Annotated in this window: 14 protein-coding genes; 8 read left to right on the top strand and 6 right to left on the bottom strand. The window is 36.7% G+C overall.

Annotation, left to right across the window (positions count from 1 at the left end; genetic code table 11):
- Window positions 1-176: 176 nt before the first annotated feature.
- Both mgtE and O9307_RS07635 read left to right on the top strand, forming a co-directional pair.
- The gene (gene mgtE, locus O9307_RS07630; RefSeq protein ID WP_298297423.1) at window positions 177-1,520 is read left to right on the top strand and encodes a magnesium transporter; all 1,344 of its coding nucleotides are present in this window, start codon (window positions 177-179) and stop codon (window positions 1,518-1,520) included.
- 468 nt (window positions 1,521-1,988) lie between these two features.
- Window positions 1,989-2,150 (top strand): hypothetical protein, encoded by a 162-nt coding sequence (locus O9307_RS07635; protein WP_298297254.1) that lies wholly within the window; start codon window positions 1,989-1,991, stop codon window positions 2,148-2,150.
- A 108-nt stretch (window positions 2,151-2,258) separates the two neighbouring features.
- On the opposite strand, the gene O9307_RS07640 is transcribed toward O9307_RS07635, so the two are convergent.
- Window positions 2,259-2,498, bottom strand: a complete 240-nt coding sequence (locus O9307_RS07640) for a hypothetical protein (RefSeq protein ID WP_298297257.1) — start codon at window positions 2,496-2,498, stop codon at window positions 2,259-2,261.
- A 110-nt stretch (window positions 2,499-2,608) separates the two neighbouring features.
- Here O9307_RS07640 and O9307_RS07645 point away from each other — a divergent pair, with 110 nt between their 5' ends.
- Window positions 2,609-2,854, top strand: coding sequence for a hypothetical protein (locus O9307_RS07645; RefSeq protein ID WP_298297260.1), 246 nt, complete (start codon window positions 2,609-2,611; stop codon window positions 2,852-2,854).
- Between the two features lie 26 nt (window positions 2,855-2,880).
- Here the strand turns inward: O9307_RS07645 and O9307_RS07650 are convergent, their stop codons facing one another.
- From O9307_RS07650 to O9307_RS07660, 3 genes are all read right to left on the bottom strand, one after another.
- On the bottom strand, window positions 2,881-4,245 hold the full coding sequence (locus O9307_RS07650; RefSeq protein ID WP_298297263.1) for a hypothetical protein: 1,365 nt from the start codon (window positions 4,243-4,245) through the stop codon (window positions 2,881-2,883).
- Window positions 4,242-5,630, bottom strand: a complete 1,389-nt coding sequence (locus tag O9307_RS07655; RefSeq protein ID WP_298297266.1) for an AAA family ATPase — start codon at window positions 5,628-5,630, stop codon at window positions 4,242-4,244. The genes O9307_RS07650 and O9307_RS07655 overlap by 4 nt, the downstream gene beginning before the upstream one ends.
- 118 nt (window positions 5,631-5,748) lie before the next feature.
- Window positions 5,749-6,018 carry a helix-turn-helix transcriptional regulator gene (locus O9307_RS07660; RefSeq protein ID WP_298297269.1) on the bottom strand — a complete coding sequence of 90 codons (270 nt, stop codon included), beginning with the start codon at window positions 6,016-6,018 and terminating at the stop codon, window positions 5,749-5,751.
- A 243-nt stretch (window positions 6,019-6,261) separates the two neighbouring features.
- Between O9307_RS07660 and O9307_RS07665 the strand changes: the two genes are divergently transcribed.
- A complete protein-coding gene (locus O9307_RS07665) occupies window positions 6,262-11,208 on the top strand; it encodes a translocation/assembly module TamB (protein WP_298297272.1) in 4,947 nt (1,648 codons plus the stop codon).
- Window positions 11,209-11,452: 244 nt separating this feature from the next.
- A complete protein-coding gene (locus tag O9307_RS07670; protein ID WP_298297275.1) occupies window positions 11,453-13,747 on the top strand; it encodes a BamA/TamA family outer membrane protein in 2,295 nt (764 codons plus the stop codon).
- 458 nt (window positions 13,748-14,205) lie between these two features.
- Here the strand turns inward: O9307_RS07670 and O9307_RS07675 are convergent, their stop codons facing one another.
- Entirely contained in the window at window positions 14,206-16,707 is a 2,502-nt protein-coding gene (locus tag O9307_RS07675) for a M14 family zinc carboxypeptidase (RefSeq protein ID WP_298297278.1), read from the bottom strand.
- A gap of 260 nt (window positions 16,708-16,967) precedes the next feature.
- On the opposite strand from O9307_RS07675, the gene O9307_RS07680 reads away from it, so the two are divergent.
- Window positions 16,968-17,909: a polyphosphate kinase 2 family protein gene (locus O9307_RS07680; RefSeq protein ID WP_298297281.1), complete on the top strand. Its 942-nt coding sequence runs from the start codon at window positions 16,968-16,970 to the stop codon at window positions 17,907-17,909.
- Between the two features lie 276 nt (window positions 17,910-18,185).
- Here the strand turns inward: O9307_RS07680 and O9307_RS07685 are convergent, their stop codons facing one another.
- Window positions 18,186-19,256, bottom strand: a complete 1,071-nt coding sequence (locus tag O9307_RS07685; protein ID WP_298297284.1) for an AI-2E family transporter — start codon at window positions 19,254-19,256, stop codon at window positions 18,186-18,188.
- A 262-nt stretch (window positions 19,257-19,518) separates the two neighbouring features.
- Here O9307_RS07685 and O9307_RS07690 point away from each other — a divergent pair, with 262 nt between their 5' ends.
- Complete coding sequence (locus tag O9307_RS07690) at window positions 19,519-20,946, top strand: L-serine ammonia-lyase (RefSeq protein WP_298297289.1); 1,428 nt, start codon at window positions 19,519-19,521, stop codon at window positions 20,944-20,946.
- 5 nt (window positions 20,947-20,951) lie between these two features.
- Window positions 20,952-21,323 carry a DUF2809 domain-containing protein gene (locus O9307_RS07695; protein ID WP_298297292.1) on the top strand — a complete coding sequence of 124 codons (372 nt, stop codon included), beginning with the start codon at window positions 20,952-20,954 and terminating at the stop codon, window positions 21,321-21,323.
- The last annotated feature ends 14 nt before the right edge of the window (window positions 21,324-21,337 follow it).

Genomic DNA, 21,337 nt, shown 5'->3' on the forward strand with positions numbered 1-21,337 from the left:
AAAATCTGAATAATCAATGGCATCTGCGAGCTTAAAATTAGGTTAATCCTCTGCGAAGCGCTTAATCCTATAAAATAATGCCTTAAATTTGAAGCAAAATCAATCAACAAAAAGCAATAGGTACAAAACACCATTCTTTTTGCCAAAACCTTCTTTGAAGGAATGCTAGTCGTAGGATCAAAAAAACAAATAACTTCTCTTCCATGGATCACATCACTTCTAAACATCCAGCCGATATTGCCGACCAACTGACCCAAAAAAGTAGTAAAGATCGTGTGCTTTCCTTTCTCCTTTTAGCTGGAGAGGCAAAAGCCGAGGTATTTCCGTATTTTGACAGTGAAATTCAACAAGAGCTGATTTTGAATTTAGGAAATGAAGCCACCAAGGAACTGTTTAATGAACTCGCTCCTGATGACAGAACGCTCCTTCTGACTGATTTTCCAGATAGCATCATCAAGGAAATTATTAATTTATTGGATCAAAAAGAAAGAGAGCAAGCCTTGAATTTGTTGGGCTACGAAAGCGATAGCATTGCCCGACTCATGACGCCTCATTATATTCAGGCGAAAAAAGATTGGACCGTAAAACGCGTGTTAGAATCAATTAAAATCTATGGTAAAAAAGCCGAAACCCTCAATTTTGTCTATGTGGTCAATGACAAAAACAAGCTGATTGACGATTTACGTATCGGTCAATTACTCATGGCAGAAGACACTACTTTGATAGAGGAACTGATGGATAGAAATTTTATTGCTATTCGCACTACCGAAAAAATTGAGGAAAGCTTGGCTATTTTTGATAAATACGATCGCGAAGCCTTGCCTATTGTTACTGAAAAAGGCATCTTGGTGGGCATTGTCACTTTTGACGACTTATTGGAACAAATCGAACAACGTGATACCGAGGACATGCAGAAATTTGGGGGTATGGAAGAATTGGATGTCTCCTACACCAAAACGTCACTTACAGATTTAGTTAAAAAACGTGCGGGTTGGCTGGTCGTGTTGTTTTTAGGCGAATTACTCACCGCCTCGGCCATGGGGCATTACGATGAAGAAATAGCCAAAGCCGTTGTATTGGCTCTATTCGTACCGCTGATTATTTCGAGTGGCGGAAATTCGGGATCACAAGCAGCTTCCTTGATTATTCGTGCTATGGCACTAAAAGAATTACAGTTGCGTGATTGGTGGTATGTGATGAAAAAAGAGATGATTTCTGGGTTGCTATTGGGTGGCATCCTTGGATTTTTGGGGTTTGTACGCATTGCAATTTGGCAAAAAACCGGAATTTATGACTATGGTCCGTATTGGATTTGGGTGGCACTTAGCGTTTCGACTTCGCTCCTACTCATCGTTTTATGGGGAACACTTTCGGGTTCACTGATTCCGTTTTTATTACGTAAACTAAAACTCGATCCTGCTACGGCTTCGGCACCTTTTGTGGCTACTTTGGTGGACGTTACAGGATTGATTATTTATTTTTCTATTTCGGCGCTGTTCTTGGCGGGAAAATTGCTGTAGCATTCGAAAGTATTTATGCCAAAAGAACTACATGCGGTTTTGCTAACGATTATCCTTTTTGGGAGCAGCCCGCCTAAGGACCGAAAGTACGTCCCCTCCCGTGATTCGTTCTATCTTTGTAGCCGAACCCCGGCCACAAAGGATGCCACTACTCCCGGGGCTAATAAGTACGAATAAGGTTTCGAACAACATCAAAAAAAAACAACGCTTCTCTGGGAAGGGAGAAGCGTTACGTTAATATTGGCAACAACAAACTTTACTAAGATGTCACGAGAAATTTTGTAACTTACACTTGCAAAGTTTCTTTCCAAAAAGGTTTTGATGGTTTTGTAGCATTTACCGCTAAAACAAACCTAATTAAACATTACGAAGAAAATTTAGGTGCTTACCATTTTAAAAATCAAAGAATGATTATTGAAACCGAAGCAGCAAAAAAATTAGTAAAAAAGTATTTTAAATAGTAAAAAAATGAACATCATAAAGGAACCCAAAGGTGTAGATTTTATCATTCAAAGCCCGCCTTTAACTGATCAAGAGAGAAAAGAAATTAGTGATTTTATTGCTAGTAGAAAAGCTAAAAAAGTAGTTACTAAAAAAATTGTAAAAGAAAAAACTACGGTTAAAAAATAGATACTGAGAACACGTACGCTTTTACTATTTTGATGGGTATACAACAAAAAAAGACTACGCTTCTCTGGGAATGGAGAAGTGTTTTGTTTTTATTAAATTAAATTTATTCTATTCAGGATAATGCATAGAAAAATAATTTTTTATTGCCTTTTCCATAATGATACTATCCAATTCGAGTAACTTCTTTTTAATATCCCAACCTTCAATCAACGCTTCATCTTTGGCATCAATTACTTCACCCTCCAATTTTCTCAAAAGAATATCACTCAATAAAACAGCATCACAAGAGCAATAATTTGGATAATAAGCTTCTATGAAAGACCAGTAGTTTTGAGGATGTGTTGCCATGAGTTAAAATTTTATGAGTATAAAAGATATTTTATTATAAATCAAATTGATTTTAGGTCATCCTAATATAAAAAATTCAATTGTATATTTGCATACAATAAATATCATTTATGGAAAAATTAAATACCAAACAAGTCATAGAAAAAATAAAAGTAATAGAACCCAACGGAATAGAAGTTAGACTACAAATGGGCATTTTAACATCAACTAAGGCAATTTACTATAAAAAAAACATGGTGTATTTATTCTCAATAGACGAAGTCTTTAAATTTAGTATAGAAAGAGGTATGAAAAAAAAATATTTCTTAGAAAAACATTCAAATTGGATTTGGCAAATTGAACAAATAATAAGTTAGTTGGGCTAACTAAAAGTAATTTGGTTTTAAACCTTAACTTCCAAATTATTTAATTGGTTTATTAGCAATAACTTTGCCTCATTGATGCTGTCTTTTTTTAATGGTATACCCATTACTAAAATTGTGTTTGTTACTTCGTTAATTCCGTTCTTGTATCTTATTATTTTCAATTCTAATTGGTCTGATGGGTAACAAAGAAACCCATATTTAAAGTCTGCCTTACTAAAAGAAGTATAGGCCATAATTTGGTGCAAATCATGTCTGTGGTCGTCTTTCAGAGTTTCGCTATTGTCGAACTTATTGTAAAGATTTGATTTGTATTTGGCATCAATGAATACCAATAAGTTTTCCTTTTGATAAATAGCGTCTGGTTCAATGTGTTTTAATTCCCAAGAATAATGTTTTGAAGTTCTAGAGTGGAATTTGAAATTTGCAAATAGTTTACCTCCTGTCTCTTTAGCAACTGCTTTGAAAATATATTGAACGAATTTTTCAAAAACATCTGAGAAATCCACTCTCCAAGCTGTACTGTCAACCAAATTAAAGTTTAGAATTTTATTAGCTTGTTCTTTACATGTCTTTACTGTTGGGCTGTCAGATGATTTGATATCAATATTATTTGTGGCTTTGGGTTTATGATGATACAATTTTTCTTCAATGAAACTCAGCTTTACCCGAATTGTATTTTTTATTCTGTGTGGTGTGTTGGAAGAAAGCAATTCGTTTTTACAAATGTCAAATACATATCGTACTTCCGCATATTCGCTATGAAACTCACTTAAAATGTTTTTTCGGGTTGGAAACTTTAAACGATTTTCAATTTTGTATTCGTTGTTAATGTATTTGTTCCAATTGATTTGACCAGAAGGTTGGCTAGATATTTTTTCGATATTGTCAAACTTACGCCAGGGTCTTGATAGTAATTCTTCAAGAGAAGCAATGAATTTTACTGCTTCTAAATATAATGGAGGTCGGAAGTTTCTTCCAGAAGCAAGAGGTAGGCTGTCAATAACTTCAGGGCTTATTTCTGAGCCAAGTAAATTCAGAATTTCAATATAGTCTTCAAAACGGTCACGACCAGTAAACCTAGGCATAACAACAAAATCGCCTATTTGTTTTCCAGTATCTGATGCTCTAAGAGGAATTGTACCAATGAAGTTGGATGAACGAAATGTCAATGAGGTGTTTTGGTCAGAACCAATAATAAAAGGTTGAACACCTATGAATTTAAATTGTGATGAATTATAGTCTATAAACTTTTGTAAGTACTGACCAATAATTCTTTTATCTGCCGATTTAAACCATTTTTTTTGCAAGGCAATTCCACTTAACTGTCTTGATTGTTCAGTTAAGCAAGGCACTTCGCAAAAAACATCTAATGGTTTACTCATTCAAAAAGTGATTTATTTATTCGTATAGAGAAATAATTATTGAATTCTTCTTTTGCATTTCTAATCAAACCTTCTTGCAAATATTCTTTTATCAAAGGGAATAATTCATACATGATACGGTTTGTCATTTCCTCTTCGCTGTCTGCAATAAAATAGCCTTGACCTGGTTGAAGTGACAATTCATTACTTGAAGCGTACCAGTCGAAAATCTCTTGAATTCTTGCAAAATCCTCCTTGAAGAATTGCTTTGAAATAATCGCCTTAGGTTTTAATGTGAACCAAGCAAATCGTCTACGTAATGCAAAATCAACAACCGCCAAACTTCTGTCAGCAGTATTCATTGTAGCGATTACTGAAAAATTATCTGGGAGTCTATTAATCTTGAAACCTGGAGAAATTTCAATTTCAACATTTGATTTATCCATCTTGTGTTCAAACAAATAGAAAATAGGTCCTAAAACATTTGAAAGATTTGCTCTATTTATCTCATCAATTATTAAAAGTACTTTTTCATTCTCGTGTTCCCTTGCATACTTCAATGCTTCAGTGAAGACTCCTAAGTTTTCTTTGTAACTAAGGTCTTTGTTACTAAGGTCTGGTCGTATACCATAAATAAAATCTGAAAAACTAGTTTCTGCATGAAATTGTGTAAAAAATGTTTTTGCTTTTATCTTTTCAGCTACTTCTTTTGCTGTTCTTGTTTTTCCAGTTCCCGGTGGTCCTTGAAGCACAATATATTTTCTTTCATTCAATAGACTTTTTATTTCTTCTGTTTCATCTATTGTTTGAGCTTTAAAAAATGGATTTAAAGCTTCAGAAATTGCTCTTCGATGGTCCTTGTTTGATGGCCAATCTCTAAGTTTAGCATATGCAGCTACAAACGCAGCAACTACTTTCTTACCTTCTTCACTTTCAGGGTCTTCTACAATTTGGCAAGCGGGCAAAACTTTTGTATAAGTCTTTATTGTGTTTTTTATGTGTTGTAGGTCTTTGATTCCAGTGATTGTTTTTGGCAAACTTGTTTCTATGTCTGAAAAGTCAGACTTACAAAACCCTTTTTCATTAATAAGTTTTGAAAATAAACGTCTTAATCCAGGATAGGTAGCAAGTTCATAATCATTTTTAAAACCACTAGAGCCAACACCCAGACAAACTAACCAAGGATTACCTTGGTCATTTGGAAAAATAGTTAATGAAAAGTCATGGAATGGTCCCGAAGCTTCTTCTTCTGGATGAATAAAACCAAAATATGCTCCGTTGTCTTTTAAAGCTTCTTGTCCAGTGTTGTTTCTCTCAACAAAAGGCTTATTAAATTCATTGTCTGTTTTGGCACCGAACTCTTCGGCTTTCTGTTTGATGAATTGTCTGATATTTTCAATCTTCATTTTAATATGGATTTGATGAACTATTTTTATAATTTATAAACACATATAAAAAATAACAATAGGTAATTAATAAAGAAATTATTTGAGTTTAAAACAAAATACCATTAATCAAAGCACTTCAATTCTCATTTTTTATTTCATAATCATTATGACTATGACTTGGGTTAACCTTTTTTAAATCCAATAGTTCTGATAAATCAACATCAAAAACTTTTGCAAAAACAGCCATATTAGAAAGTGAGATGTTTCTTTCTCCTCGCTCAACCATTCCAATATAGGTTCTATGGAAACCAGTTAAAGAAGCTAATTTTTCTTGGCTCAAATTATTATTAAGCCTCAATTGCTTTATTCTTTCACCAAATTCATTTAATAAAAATCTATTTATCATGTTTCAAAACTATACATATTGTATTCCTTAATCAACATACAATATGTATCAAAACTCAATGAATTTTAAAGAGATTTATAAAATAAAATGAATCCAAAAATGAGTTGTAGTTAAAAAAGAATGAATGATTCTTTTTAAATTTTTATTGACTATCACAAATCTACATACCACACAATCCCTCCTCAAAACTCGCCACTTGCTACTTTGTTTTAAAAAAGCTACTTTTATGCTAAAATCAAACGTTTGAAACCTAATATCAAGAAAAGTATTTCGGTGGTACGCAAAATAGTCTTGGGGGCTGTGCTCTTGCTATTGGTTTTGGGTATAGCGCTGCATTTGCCTTTTGTACAGCGTTTCGTCAAAAACCAAGCGGTCGATTACCTACACCAAAAAATCAAAACCAAGGTACAAATCGATTCGCTTTCGTTTGGGCTTTTCCAACCCATAAAAGTGCATGGCTTGTATTTGTCCGACCAAAAGAAAGACACTTTACTAGCTGGGCAACACCTTGCTATCGATTTTAGCCTACTCGATTTGATGAGCAACCAACTAACGTTAAAAAGCATTACACTAGAAGGTGTGACTGCCAAAATAGACCGTTCAAAACAAGGCACTTTCAATTTTGATTACATTACCCAAGCGTTTGCCTCTCCCGAAAAGCCAGAAGAAGAGCCTTCAAAACCTATGGCCATCGTGCTGCGTAAAATCAATCTGGACCAAATACGCTTCGTTTATAATGATACCAAAGACCCCATCAAGGCCACGCTAAAACTCAAACATTTCGATACCGAATTCCAAGCTTTCGATTTAGAAAAGCAAGAAATCGACCTGCCAAAAATCAAAGTCACAGGACTCACCGCAGACGTTTCGCAAACCCTAAAAGCAACTTCCAAAACGGTAGTGACTAACAAAATAGGTACCGCCCCAACGCCCGTTTGGAAAATCAATTTGGGTGAAATTGACCTTCGAAAAGTACAACTCGATTACCTAGAATCGTCTCAAAAAAACAAAGCCCACGTTTCCTTCAAACGTTGGTACAGCAAAATAGATTTGATTGATTTGGCCAATAATTTGGTGGTGATTCAATCCCTACAATTCGAAAATTTAAGAGGAGCAGTTGCTTTGGGAAAAGTTGCCAAAATTGTCGCACCATCTCCAACCCAACCTACTGCAACTCCAAATCTGTGGGAAGTAAAAATCAATCAAACCGATGTAGCACAACTGTTTTTTCAGTTCGACAACAACAACTTTAACCGCCTGAACAAAGGATTGGATTACAACCACATCCAACTCAAAAAAGCCCATCTGAAAGCAACCAATTTTCATTACAAACCCGAATCAATTGCAGTCAACGTAGCTTCTTTTGCCGGAAAAGAGCAAAGTGGTTTGGTAATAGATTCCCTCTCTACCGACTTTTTCTTTGGGCCTAAAAACAGCTATTTGAAAAAGTTGTACCTCAAAACACCACAAACCCTTTTGCGCAACCAAGTGCTTTTGGGCTATCCTTCAATAGCGACATTGAGCAAAAATCCGGGTGAGATATCGATAAAAGCCAATTTAAAAAAGAGCCGATTGGGTTTTAAAGACCTGCTAGTTTTAGCACCTCAATTGGCCACTACCAATCCGTTTGCGAGTAATCCAAAAGGAATTTTACTTATTAACAGTACCGTTTCGGGCAAACTGAATCGCATCGAAATTCCCAATCTCGAAGTGAGCGGTATTGGTAAAACCAAATTACAAGCTAGCGGTTCTATCGTTGGCTTACCCAATGTGGACCAAGCCCGATTCGACATTGCCATTCAAAATTTTGAATCATCGGCACAAGATATAAAGCAATTCGCACCCAAAGGAAGTTTGCCTTCGAACCTTAGCTTACCCAATCAATTGAGCGGAAAAGGAAGTTTCAAAGGTACAATTCACTCCTTTTTTACCGATGTGGTGCTCAATAGTAGTTTTGGCAAAGCCAAAGTAAAAGCTACCTTCGACCAACGCCAAAAAAACAAAGAACGCTACGATGCCCAAGCCGAGTTCACCAATTTTGATTTGGGTCGTTTGATTCAGAATAAGGATTTGGGTAAAATAAGTAGCCGCATCCGAGTAAAAGGAACTGGACTGGACCCAAAAACGGCAACAATTGTAAGTACAGGTACAGTCTCTAAACTGATGTACAACAATTACGCGTATCAAAATTTGAGTTGGAATGGCGCAATGAAACGAGGGCTTTTTGAAGCCACGATGGATGCGAACGACCCTAATTTGACTTTTAATTTGACTGGAAGTGGAGGGATGAACGGCAAAACGCCAAAAGGAAACGTAAAACTCCATTTGGACATCGCCGATTTAGAAAAACTGAATCTTCACGCGGGTCCTTTAAAACTAAAAGGTGAAGTCGATGCCAATATCCTTTCCGCCGATTTGGACCGTCTTAACGGAACCATCATTGCACATCAGCTGGTAATCACCAACGAAAAAGGAGCTTTCCCGATAGATTCTATTCAATTTAAAGCGATATCGAATAAAGAAAAAACCGAATTGCTCTTGAATTCAAGCCTTGTGGATGCAGCTATGGAGGGGCAATTTAAAATTAGCCAATTGGCAATGGCTTTGCAAAACTCAATAGCGCATTATTACAATACGACACCAAAAGCCAAAAGAAAAACAACGACTCCGCAAAAGTTCAGCTTTACGCTCAATACCAAAGAAAGTCCGTTGTTTGCACAGTTATTACCTGAGGTAAAGGAATTGGCACCTATTCAGTTTTCAGGACGCTACAATTCGGTAAACGATTCCATTGCAATCACAGGGAAAATGCCAAAATTGGTGTACGGCAATCAAACCATCACCAATGCCGATTTGACTATTTCTACCAATGACAATGCACTGAACTATAGCCTATTCATTGATGATATTCAAAATCCACAAATGCAATTACCTTTTACGTTATTGTCTGGAAAGGTCGCGCAAAACCAAATTGATTATGCCCTACAACTTAAAGACAACAAAGACAAAGAGCGTTATTTTCTTGCTGGAAATGTAACTACCAATCAAGGCAACACTTTATTGCATTTGGATAAAAATGCCTTACTGAATTACGAAACTTGGCAACTACCAGAAAACAATCAAATCGTTTCTACGCCAAAGGGATTAATTATTTCGGATTTCAAACTAGAACACGAAGGAAGCAGTATTAGTGCGCAATCGCAAACGCCAACCGCCAATGCGCCTATTGCTTTGGCTTTTGAAAATTTCGACATCCAAACGCTAAGTAGTATGGTCGAAAAAGGCGACTGGCAAATGAGCGGTAAAATCAACGGTACAGCTATAGTCAAAAATAGTGCAACTAAACCGCTTTTCACTTCGGATATAAAAATCGACGCCTTTACTTTCAAAAAAGAACCCGTAGGCGATTTTGTGATTCAAATTAAAAACGAAAGAGACAACGAATACGATACGCACGTAGCACTCACAGGTCAAGAAAATGACGTACAACTAGACGGGATTTATAATAGCCAAAGCGATAGTTTCGATATGAAATTGGCTATCGAAAAGCTCAATATGAAGAGTATTCAAGGCTTTTCTATGGGGCAACTAACCAAAAGCAATGGTTTCTTATCTGGAAATTTCGACATCAAAGGAACAACAGCCACTCCTAATTTGACTGGGCAATTAAAGTTCAACAATGTTGGCTTCAATGTAAAACAACTCAACGCTAATTTTAATTCAATAAATGATGCCATCACTTTTGAAGACCAAAAAATCATCTTTAAAAAGTTTACGATTAAAGACGAAAAGAGTAATGACTTAACTATTGATGGCCAAATTAATACTGCTTCTTTAGAAAATCTCGCTTATGATTTAGCCATTGATGCTAAAAACTTTAAAGCCATTAACTCTAAAGCAAAAGACAACGAATTGTTCTATGGAGAATTATTCCTAGACAACCACATCACTATCACCGGAACTAGCAAAAATCCAATAATTAATGGCGCAATTAAAGTCAATAAAGACACCAAATTTACCATCGTTGTCCCTCAATCCGACCCTTCAATAGCCGACAGAGAAGGCATCGTTGAGTTCATAGACCAAAACCATCCTGTTTTGGTGACCACTTTAAATGGAGACCAAAAAGCCAGTCAAAGCGACATCATTGGACTAAACGCCTCCGTAGACATTACGGTAGACAAAGAAGCCGAACTCACAATGATTATAGATAAAACGTCTGGCGATTTTGTAAAAGTAAAAGGAACGGCCAACTTAAACGGTGGTATTGACGCCTCTGGAAAAACCAATCTAACGGGAAAATACGAACTAGAAGAAGGAGAGTATGAAATGACGTTTAGTTCCATCAAGAAGAAGTTCAACATCAAAAAAGGAAGCTATATTTTATGGAAAGGCGAGCCTATGGAAGCCGATATCAATATTACCGCCGTGTACAACGTCAAAACGGCTCCTATCGATTTGGTCCTAAACCAAATTGGTAGTGTTTCAGCCTCCGAAAAAAACACCTATAAAGAGAAAATTCCGTTTGAAACCGAACTAAAAATGACGGGCGAAATTATGAAACCCGAAATTGCATTTGACATCGTAGTCCCAGAAAACAGTTCCGTTTCGTCAAAAGTCATAAGTAAAACAAAATCAAAATTAGACCAACTGAGACAAGACCCGAACGAGATGAACAAACAAGTCTTTGCTTTATTGGTGTTGGGGAATTTTATGGGTGAAAATCCGTTGTCGAGCGAATCTGGTTTTTCGGCAGAATCGATGGCGAGAGGAAGCGCGAGTAAAATCTTATCGAACCAATTGAATAATTTGGCTGGCGATTTGATTAAAGGTGTCGAATTGAATTTTGATGTACAATCCACCGAAGATTACTCAACTGGTCAAAAAGAAAACAAAACCGATTTGAATGTAGCCGTCTCCAAAAAGTTATTCAACGACCGAATAAAAGTTACCGTGGGCAGTAGTTTTGAATTGGAAGGTAGCCAACAAGCCAATGAAAAAGCCACTAATATTGCCGGCGATGTGTCTATCGATTACCAAATTACCAAAGACGGACGCTATAAAATGAGAGGGTATCGCATTAACAAATACCAAGTAGCGCTTCAAGGGGAAGTGGTCGAAACGGGGGTTTCTTTCATCATCACGATGGATTACAATAAATTTAAAGAGTTGTTTAAGAGAAGTAAATAAACAGTAGTTGAAATTGAAAAGTAGTTAAAAGTAAACCACATAGAATCATAGGTTAAGCTTTAAAAAAAAGAATAAATAGCAATAACATTATTTCACACATAGAACAACTATGTGAATAGTAAAACGTCTTTTTTTTCTCTTTTAAAACTAAAAATTCTATGCCTCTAGCCTGCACTGAGGCATCGAAGTGTGGTTAAAAATAATAGCAAACGTTAAGTAAATAAGGAATCAAAAACAAAGTACAGTGAAAATACATCATAAAATAGTATTCATTTTGCTAGTCGCCATTGGGCTACAAAGCTGTTCTTCTACTAAAAATCTAGCAGAGGGCGAATTGCTGTACACAGGAGCCAAAGTAACTGTTGAAGGACAAATACCTTCAAAAGAAAAAAAAGCATTAGTCACAGAACTGAAAGCACTCACGAGACCTATCCCAAACAAATCCTTATTTGGAACCTATCCCAAATTGTACATTTACAACTTTGCTGGCATACCAAAAAAAGAAAAAGGATGGCGAAATTGGTTGCGTACCAAAGTGGGAGAAGCACCCGTTTTGAACACCAAACTAGATCCCGAATACAATCGATTAGTGTTACAAAATTATTTGGAAAACAACGGTTTTTTCAATGCAAAAACCAAAGCTGACACCATAGTAAAAGGTAAAAAAGTAGCAGCAATTTATACGGTAACGCCAGCCAAACAATACCGCATCAAAAAAGTGGTTTTTCCAAAAGATTCCTCGGATTTATCCAAAGCCATTAGCAGTACCGAGAGAAAAAGTTTACTCAAAATTGGCGATACCTACAGCCTTGCAACCATAAAAGAAGAGCGCATCCGTATTGACGAACGCTTAAAAGAACAAGGCTTTTACTATTTTAGTCCTGAATATTTGAAAATTCAAGTAGACTCAACGGTAGCCCAACAAGAAGTTGATTTGATTGTAAAAGTAAAAGAGGAAACACCTGCTCGTGCCCGATTTTTTTACAAAATCAACCAAATTGTAATTTACCCCAACTACACCCTTGGGGCTGACACCATCAGTGCTTTCAAAAAAGCCGTGAATCAATACAAAGATTTCACCATTGTTGACCGTGAGGCACTGTTCAAAGCCAAAATTTTTGATCGTGCACTGTACTTCAAAAAAGACGATGTGTACAACCGTACCAATCATAATTTATCCTTGAATCGCTTGGTGAATTTGGATGTTTTTAAATTGGTTAAAAATGAATTTAAACCTACGCTACTAAAAGGGAACTATTTAGATGCCTTTTACTATTTATCGCCATTAGAAAAAAAATCATTCCGTTTTGAAGTTTTAGCCAAAACCAATTCAGCCAATTATAACGGAACCGAGTTGAATGGCAATTGGATCCACCGCAACACTTTTAAAGGAGCCGAGTTGCTTTCTATTTCAATTTTTGGTGGATATGAAATTCAAGTTTCTGGTCAAAATAATGGCTTCAATGTGTATCGTTTGGGTACCGAAGCCAATTTGATTTGGCCACGAATGATTTCCCCCATCCACTTCAAAATGAGCAATCGCTTTACTCCAAAAACCAAAGCGACTTTGGGCTATGAATTTCAAGACCGTCAGCAATTGTACAGGCTGCAAACGTTTAAAGCGCTGTTTGGCTACAACTGGAAAGAAAATGCTAGAAGAGAGCATACACTAAACATAGGTGAAATCGTTTTTGCCCGACCACAAAACGTAACCCAATTGTACCTCGATGAAGTAGCACTAAATCCCTCACTAGGCAAAGTGATTGAGCGCCAACTTATTTTTGGTCCCACTTACTCTTACACCTACTCCAACACGGCACAAAGAAGAAAGAAAAACACCATTTATTACAAAGGTACGGTAGACCTATCGGCTGCGGTTACAGGTTTGATTGCTGGTGCCAACATCGATAAAAAAGATACGCTAAAAGTATTTGGCGTGCCCTTCAGCCAATATGTAAAATTCGAAAATGAATTCCGCCATTTTTTAAAATTAGGAAAGGAAACCCAATTGGCGAGTCGGATTATTGTAGGTACTGCTTTGCCTTTTGGGAATTCAAAAGAAATGCCTTTTATCAAGCAGTTTTTTATTGGAGGAACCAACAGTATTCGTGCCTTTAGAGCACGTTCTATAGGACCGGGAAGTTACATCGATAAAGCGGTAAATACTGATGGTTTTTTGGCAGACCAATCAGGAGATATCATAATCGAACTCAACACCGAATACCGAACTACTCTGTTTAGTTTTGTGAAAGGTGCCGCTTTTATTGACGCAGGAAATATTTGGTTGCTCAATGAAAACAAAGACAAACCAGGAGCCAAATTTTCTAAAAACTTTATGAAAGAAATGGCAGTCGGCGCAGGTCTTGGATTGCGCTTTGACTTTAATTTTTTGATACTTCGAACGGATTTTGCTTTCCCGCTTCGCAAACCTTACCTGCCTGAAGGCAATCGTTGGGTTATTGACCAAATCAACTTGGGGAATGGAGCGTGGAGAAAAGAGAACTTGATTTTTAATTTGGCGATTGGGTATCCGTTTTAGTATTTATTGAAAAGCTGAAAAAACTTAACCACAAAGGGCACAAAAAATTTAACCGCAAAGTTCACAAAGGGTTACGCAAGGAACGCAAAGAATAAACGATTAAACAGTTAACCAATTAACCGATTTTTTAAAACATTTAAGGCATTTAAGGGCATATAAGTTGTGGTGTGTTGTTGTCAAGTAAAAATGGAAGAGTAAATAAGTCTTAAAATATTCGTGGTGAAAATTTAACCGCAAAGTACGCAATGATTTACGCAAGGGACGCAAAGTTTTTCTACTTTTTAATCTGTGTAAATCTGTGTAATCTGTGTCAAAACCTTAACCGCAAAGGACGCAAAGGACGCAAAGTTTTTCTACTTTCTAATCTGTGAAAATCTGTGCAATCTGTGTCAAAAAAAATAATCATAAAAAAAGCGCGATTATAAAAATCGCGCTTTGTTGTTTAAGATAAATAAAGACTAGTTCACCAAGAACAATGCATTACTAAAGAGTAAATTTCCGTTTTCCCAGAAGGCTCTAAACAATGGATTATCTACCATATAAATTACTTTTCCAGAACCTTTGTAGTCTATGGCGAAATTTACCGTTTCTGGTAATTCTTTGCCAATTTCGTGACCAACAAAACCATAGCTTTTGTAGCCTTTAGGAACATACGCAATATTTGAAGCGTTTTTCAATAAAGCATAATGACGGCTATCGGTTTTTAAGCTAAAGTATTTTTTGCCTAAACCAAAGGCCATCGGGTGGGTTACATCTAATACATTTTCGATGATGGCTCCCGGAATGGCATCCGACATGGAACGACGCTCTTCGTTGGCTGAATCTAAGAATCGTTTTTGCAATTCTTTTTCTTTGGTCGCTTTTTCTGCTTTTTGCTTGTCATCATCGGTAGCATAGGCATTTAAGGCAAAACCATCTTTTCCATCAAAAATATCCAAAGCTCCATTCATAGCAATGATTTTTCCTCCGCTATTCACCCATTCGTTGATACGTTTTTGTTCTCCATCGGAGAAATCATAATTACCATCCGCCAAAATCAAAGTATTGAATTCTTGCAATTTCACTCTTCGGAAACGGTCCACATCTACAATGCTTACTGGATAGCCAATGGTTTCTTCTAAATAAAACCAAACCGAACCAAAGTCAGTAGAATTTACTCCTCTTCCTGATAAAAACAAGATTTTTGGAGCTGTCAATAGTGGGAAGTTTTCTCCACCTAAATCTCTGGCATTTTTAGAAAACCCAGAAGACAGTATAGAGAAATCCGATTTCTTTTTCACGATTTCACCCACTACTTTTTCAAAATCAACCACCTTTGGATTATCGCCTTTGCTTACAATTAATCCACCTGGTTCTACAGTAGTGCTTCCAAAAACAGCTTGTTTCATCGCTGAGCGTACTTTGATGCCTTTTTGGTGCAATAGTGCTACCACTTGAGCTGAAGTACGGTTGTTCCAAGGAATATGAAACGCATACACTGAACTTGGTATAGAAGATGAAGTCGTTTCAATCGTAGGTTTTGTTTTGATATTGATGGCATTTTTCAAAGCATACCCTTCTACACCATACGCCAATGGCAATGCCCAAGCTGTGATGTCATAAGACAAACTATCATTCAATTTGTGATTGGGTTCAAACAAAATTTGGGCAAAAACTGCTTTTTGTTGGTCAACTTTAATAATCATGTCATTAGGTTCGATCGTAAAGCTGTTGTCTTTTTTTGTTTGGTAATTAAAACCACTAGCGGTTTGTTTGGCATCAGCATACGAAAATTCGATTTTGTTTTTTTGCAACAAATCGGCCAATTGTTCTAGTTTAGGGTTGTTTTTCATCACGTAGGTAGCATACTTACCTTTCATGGTTTTTCTTGAAGTATTCATAAACCCTCTAAACCCTTTCAACAAAGGCTCCACTTGAGAAGCAGCCGATTCCACTATCGTTAAAACAGTGGTAGCGTGATGTGTCAAACGGTCTTTGATGGTCACACTTACACCGTTTTCCATAGTCACTTCTCTTCCTGCTCCAATTCCACCTTGCTCTACGGTCATCCCTACAGCACCGTTGTACGTTGGATACGTATCTCCATAACTTGGGTAAAACAAATCGAAACGCTCGCTAGTGTTGTACAACCAGTTTTGAGCATCGAATTTAGCGGATATATTTTTTCCCAACAAAGCGTGAAAATCTCTTTGATACGGCTCAATAAACTCGTGCAAAGGTTCTGCTGAAGGTGGAAAAAAGTATGGCGAATTATAACCTTGTTCGTGAACGTCTGTATGCACTTGCGGCATCCATTGGTTGTACAAAGCAATACGTTGTTGGCTTTCTTTTTGTGTTTGCCAAGCCCAGTCTCTATTCAAATCAAAAATGTAGTGATTGTAGCGTCCACCTGGCCATTCTTCCATGTGTTCTCTATCGGTAAGACCTGGATGCGTGTTTTTTCCAGCGATTTCGTGCAACCAATTTCCGTATCTTGAATACCCATCTGGATTCACACAAGGGTCAAGAATTACCACGGTATTTTTCAACCATTCTTTGGTGGTTTTATTTTCTGGGTTGGTCAACTCGTAGGCAACAGTCAAAGCACTTTCGGTTCCCGCCCATTCGTTTCCGTGCACATTGAAGCTCAACCAAACAATTAGTTTATCGCCTACAGTTTTGGATTGATTGGGTGCCATACCAATGGCTGCTAAGTTGTTCAAACGAATTTGCTCCAAATTGGCTAAATTCTCAGGCGTTGAGATATAATACACATTCAAGTTGCGGTGTTCGGCAGTTTGTCCGTATCTATAAGGTTTAATGTAGGACGTTTGTGCAACCAAATGTTCAAAATAATCTTCAACTTGGTGGTAAAAAGTAATGTGTTTACCATAATCAGGAATGAACTGAGAAGGACTTTTTACTTGAGCCGAAACCCAAGCAGTGGTGGCTAAAAATAAAGATAGAATTAGTTTCTTCATACTTTTTTTGGTTTATTAGAATTCAAAAATAGGGAAACCATAGGTATTGACCTAAATAAATTACAAACTAACTCATCATGCGAATTTGAACGCCTTTTTAATTAGAATTTCATAAAGAATAACAAGACAAAAGTTTTTAAATAATTACAAGTAAAAACAATCAACATACATTTATTTTTACGCCACAAATAAAAAAAGTAAATTTGATAGAACCTATTGAAAAACAACCTTATAAAAACACGCCTTAAAACCAAATATTCATGAGTAAAGAAGAAAAACCAAAGAAAAAAAAGCTTCTTTTTGAAAAATTAAGTTCGAAAGAAAGAATTGAACGAGCCAAGCAATTTTCAGCTCAATTCAAAGTCAAGGAAGAGGATAACTTTCAATTATCGGATTACAAAACCGATATTGATGTAGAACTTAGCAATAAGAAATTGGATAAGATTCTAACGCTTGGCGTGGAGGCTTTGGCAGATATGCAAGAAATTCTATATGCTCAGGACAAATGGTCGCTATTACTCATTTTTCAAGCGATGGATGCTGCTGGAAAAGATGGCGCCATCAAACACGTGCTTTCGGGTGTGAATCCACAAGGGTGTCAAGTCTCTTCTTTCAAAGCTCCGAGTTCGGAAGAATTGGACCATGATTTTCTTTGGCGTTGCCAAAAACATTTACCCGAACGAGGTCGTATCGGTATTTTTAATCGTTCGTATTATGAAGAAGTATTGGTCGTTCGAGTGCACGAACAAATTCTGAAAGCCCAAAAACTTCCTCAAGAATTGGTTACCGAATCTATTTGGGAGGAACGTTTTGAAGACATTCGCAATTTTGAAAAATACCTGAATCGCAATGGAACTATCGTGATTAAATTTTTCTTGAATGTATCCAAAGAAGAGCAAAAAAAACGTTTCATAGAACGCATCGACGACCAAGATAAAAACTGGAAATTCAGTGCTTCCGATGCCAAAGAAAGAGGTTTTTGGGACGATTATATGAATGCTTACCAAGATTTGATTCAAAAAACAACCACAACGCACTCTCCTTGGTACGTCGTTCCCGCAGATAATAAATCGTATGCTCGTATTGTCATTGCTTCGGCCATTATCAATGCCTTAGACGAAATGGGATTAGAATACCCAAGAGTAAGCCCAGAAAAAGTAGCCGAATTACAAGAAATCAGAAAGGCTTTGCTAGAAGAATAGATAACTCATTGGGTAAAATTCTTTTTTACCACACTTCGATACCTCAGTGCAGGCTAGAAGCATAGAATTTGTAGATTTTAAATAGAAAGAAATAGACGTTTTACTATTCACATAGCTCATCTATGTGAAAAATAGTGCTATTTCTGTTTTTTCTATGTTGATTTAGGTCAATCTATGATTCTATGTGGTTATTTTTTTTGTATTTCACCAAACGGGTAATAGATAGTATTTCTTTGCCAAGTCTGATAACTATCTTGGCAAAGGAGTTTTTCAAACTTATTGATTTTCGATTTCTAACCAGACTAAAAATAATTTGTAACCAATAGTTAGAATCACTGCGCCTAGAAAAAGACCTAAAAAACCACTCAACATAAAGCCACCAATTGCACCTAAAAAAACTACTGGCATTGGAACTGGCGCATTTTTACCCAACAAAATAGGTTTAAGCACATTGTCAGCCAAAAGGGTAATCAATAACCAAATCGATAATAAAGTTGCCGTGGTGGTATCTGATACCGAAAACATATAAATAGCAACTGGAATAGCGATAGGCCCAATCCCAATTTGAACCACCGCCAACACCAAACAAGCAACTGACCATAAACCAGCAAATGGCACACCCGCAACAAAAAAACCGATACCAGCCATAACCGCTTGTATCGCGGCTACTCCCAAGAATCCTTTGACCACATTTTGAATGGTAGTGACAGTAATAGTGGCAAAATGCTCACCGTTTTCTCCTGCCAATTTATAGAATACTTTACTAGAAATGACTTTTAAATTTTCAGAAAAAGCCAATAAAAATCCAGCAATGATAATAGATAAATTAAATTGTAGAATTCCTTTTCCAATGCCCGCAAAGGCAGATAATATCCAAGAGCCAACTGTTGTCACTTCCTCAGAATATTTCAATACCGTTTCTTGAAGATTATCCGAAGCATGCTGCCAAATCTCTACAATAGGTCTAGTAAAAGAAGGCCAATTGGCTGTAGTTTCATTGGGTGGCGGAATGATTGGTTCTCCGGCTTGATAATTTAAGGTCAAATAGCTGATGCCTTCATAGAGTGATTCGGTTACCAAAATACTAGGTATAATTATTAAACTCAAAAGTAAAAGGGTCAACAAAATGATAGGTGTTTTGGTTCTGCCCCTAAACAATTTTACCGCCGATAAATAAATGGGATACATTGCAATAGCGATAACCACTGCCCAAATTAACATTAATATAAACGGCTTTAAAATAGAAAAACACCAAAATACAATTAAAAAAAGCATCCCCAATCGGATAATGATATCGGTTATTTTTTCGAATTTATTTTCTTCTGGTTTGGATTGTTGGTCTTCCATATGTTTTTGATTTATAAAAGTAAATATATCAATTTAAAAACATTTTCTATTTAAAAGCTGTAGCAAAAAGTATTACAATGCTTTATAGAATTGACATAAAAGACAGTTTCGACAGTCACATCATTTAACTGAATATTAAAAAATAATTAATATGATTCTTATTTAAAAAGAATTCAATAATTGAACACTTATTTCAGTATAAAATTTTGCAGATTTAACATTGATTCCTATATCTTTGTTTTACAAATTTTACTCTAGAATTATGGAAGAATGCATTTCTGTTTTCGATATGTTAAAGATTGGCGTAGGGCCATCTAGTTCTCATACCTTAGGTCCGTGGCGTGCTGCCGAACGTTTTCTTGAAGAATTACGTCAGGATTTTGATTTGAATAATATCACTAGAGTAAAAGTAGATTTGTACGGTTCTTTGTCTTTGACTGGAAAAGGACACGCTACTGATTTGGCCGTGATGTTAGGTTTGAGTGGTCAAGACCCTGAATACATTCCCGTGCAAGATATTGACGGCATCATCAAAGCCATAGAAAACAATCATTTGATTCAATTAGGCAACGAGAAAGCGCTTCCTTTTTATATTTTACAAGACATTGTTTTTCATAAAGAGTTCCTTCCCTTTCACGCCAATGGATTAACATTTACTGCTTTTTTTGAAAATGAAACCGAATATGCATCCACTTTTTATTCTATTGGAGGCGGATTTGTGGTAAAAGAAGAGCGTAGCAATGCCAAACAGAAGATTGCCATAAAATGTGCTTTCCCCTTCCCTATCAACAATGCAGCAGAATTACTAGACTATACCCAAAAAGAAAACAAAAGCATCTCAGAAATTGTCTATGCCAATGAGATTTCGATGCGACCAGAAGCCGAAGTACATAGTGAACTATTGCGCATTTGGCACACGATGCTAGAATGTATGTACATTGGCTGTCATTCAGAAGGTATATTGCCTGGTGGACTCAATGTCCGCAGAAGAGCTTTTGATATGCATCAAAATTTGATTGGCTTATCGAATTATGATTCGCCACAATCTTGGTTAGAAGAAATTCGTAAAACCGAAGTAAAGTTTCGTCAAATTCTGAAATGGGTAAGCTGTTTTGCCTTAGCTGTAAACGAAGTAAACGCTGCTTTAGGACGCGTCGTAACAGCCCCAACTAACGGAAGTGCTGGCGTTATTCCAGCCGTACTAATGTATTATATGGTGATTGAAAACCACCAAGCCGACGAAAAACAAATCAAACAATTCTTGATGGTAGCAGGCGAAATTGGAAGTATTTTCAAAAAAGGAGCCACTATCTCTGCCGCTATGGGTGGTTGTCAAGCCGAAATCGGCGTGTCATCGGCTATGGCGGCGGGAGCATTATGCGAAGTAATGGGCGGAACTCCAGCACAAGTATTGATGGCTGCCGAAATTGCAATGGAACACCACTTGGGTTTAACTTGTGACCCTATTGGCGGTTTGGTTCAAATTCCGTGTATTGAACGCAATACGATGGGCGCCATAAAAGCCATCAACGCAGCGGAATTGGCACTCGAAACCGATTCTAAAAACGCCAAAGTCCCTTTAGATAAAGTAATTGATACGATGTGGCAAACCGCCAAAGATATGAACTCTAAGTACAAAGAAACCTCCGAAGGTGGATTGGCTATAGCGGTTAATATGGCGGATTGTTAATACAAATGAGACCTCGTTTCGTATACTTTATTCTTGCCTTTCTTACGATCGTATTGGGAATTGCTTCCCGAAAAATAGTGGGTATTCCCTTATTTGTGGGCGATATCTTGTATGCCGTATTGGTCTATTTTGGTTTTCGGTGGCTGTTTTTGAAAAGTAAAATACTTTGGCAAATTGGACTTCCTTTACTGTTTTGCTTCGCGATAGAAATCCAACAACTTAGTACAGCCACAAAACTTGTTGCGATTTGGGAGACTACTATAGGACATTATGTCTTGGGACAAGGTTTTTTGTGGAGTGATTTATTGTGCTACTCGATAGGTATTGGATTAGCGTATGCTGTAGACCAATTTTGGCTCAAACAAAAGGTTTCTTAATCTCGAAAATTTCT

Origin of the sequence: Flavobacterium sp., assembly GCF_027531905.1 — a bacterium.
GTDB lineage: Bacteria > Bacteroidota > Bacteroidia > Flavobacteriales > Flavobacteriaceae > Flavobacterium.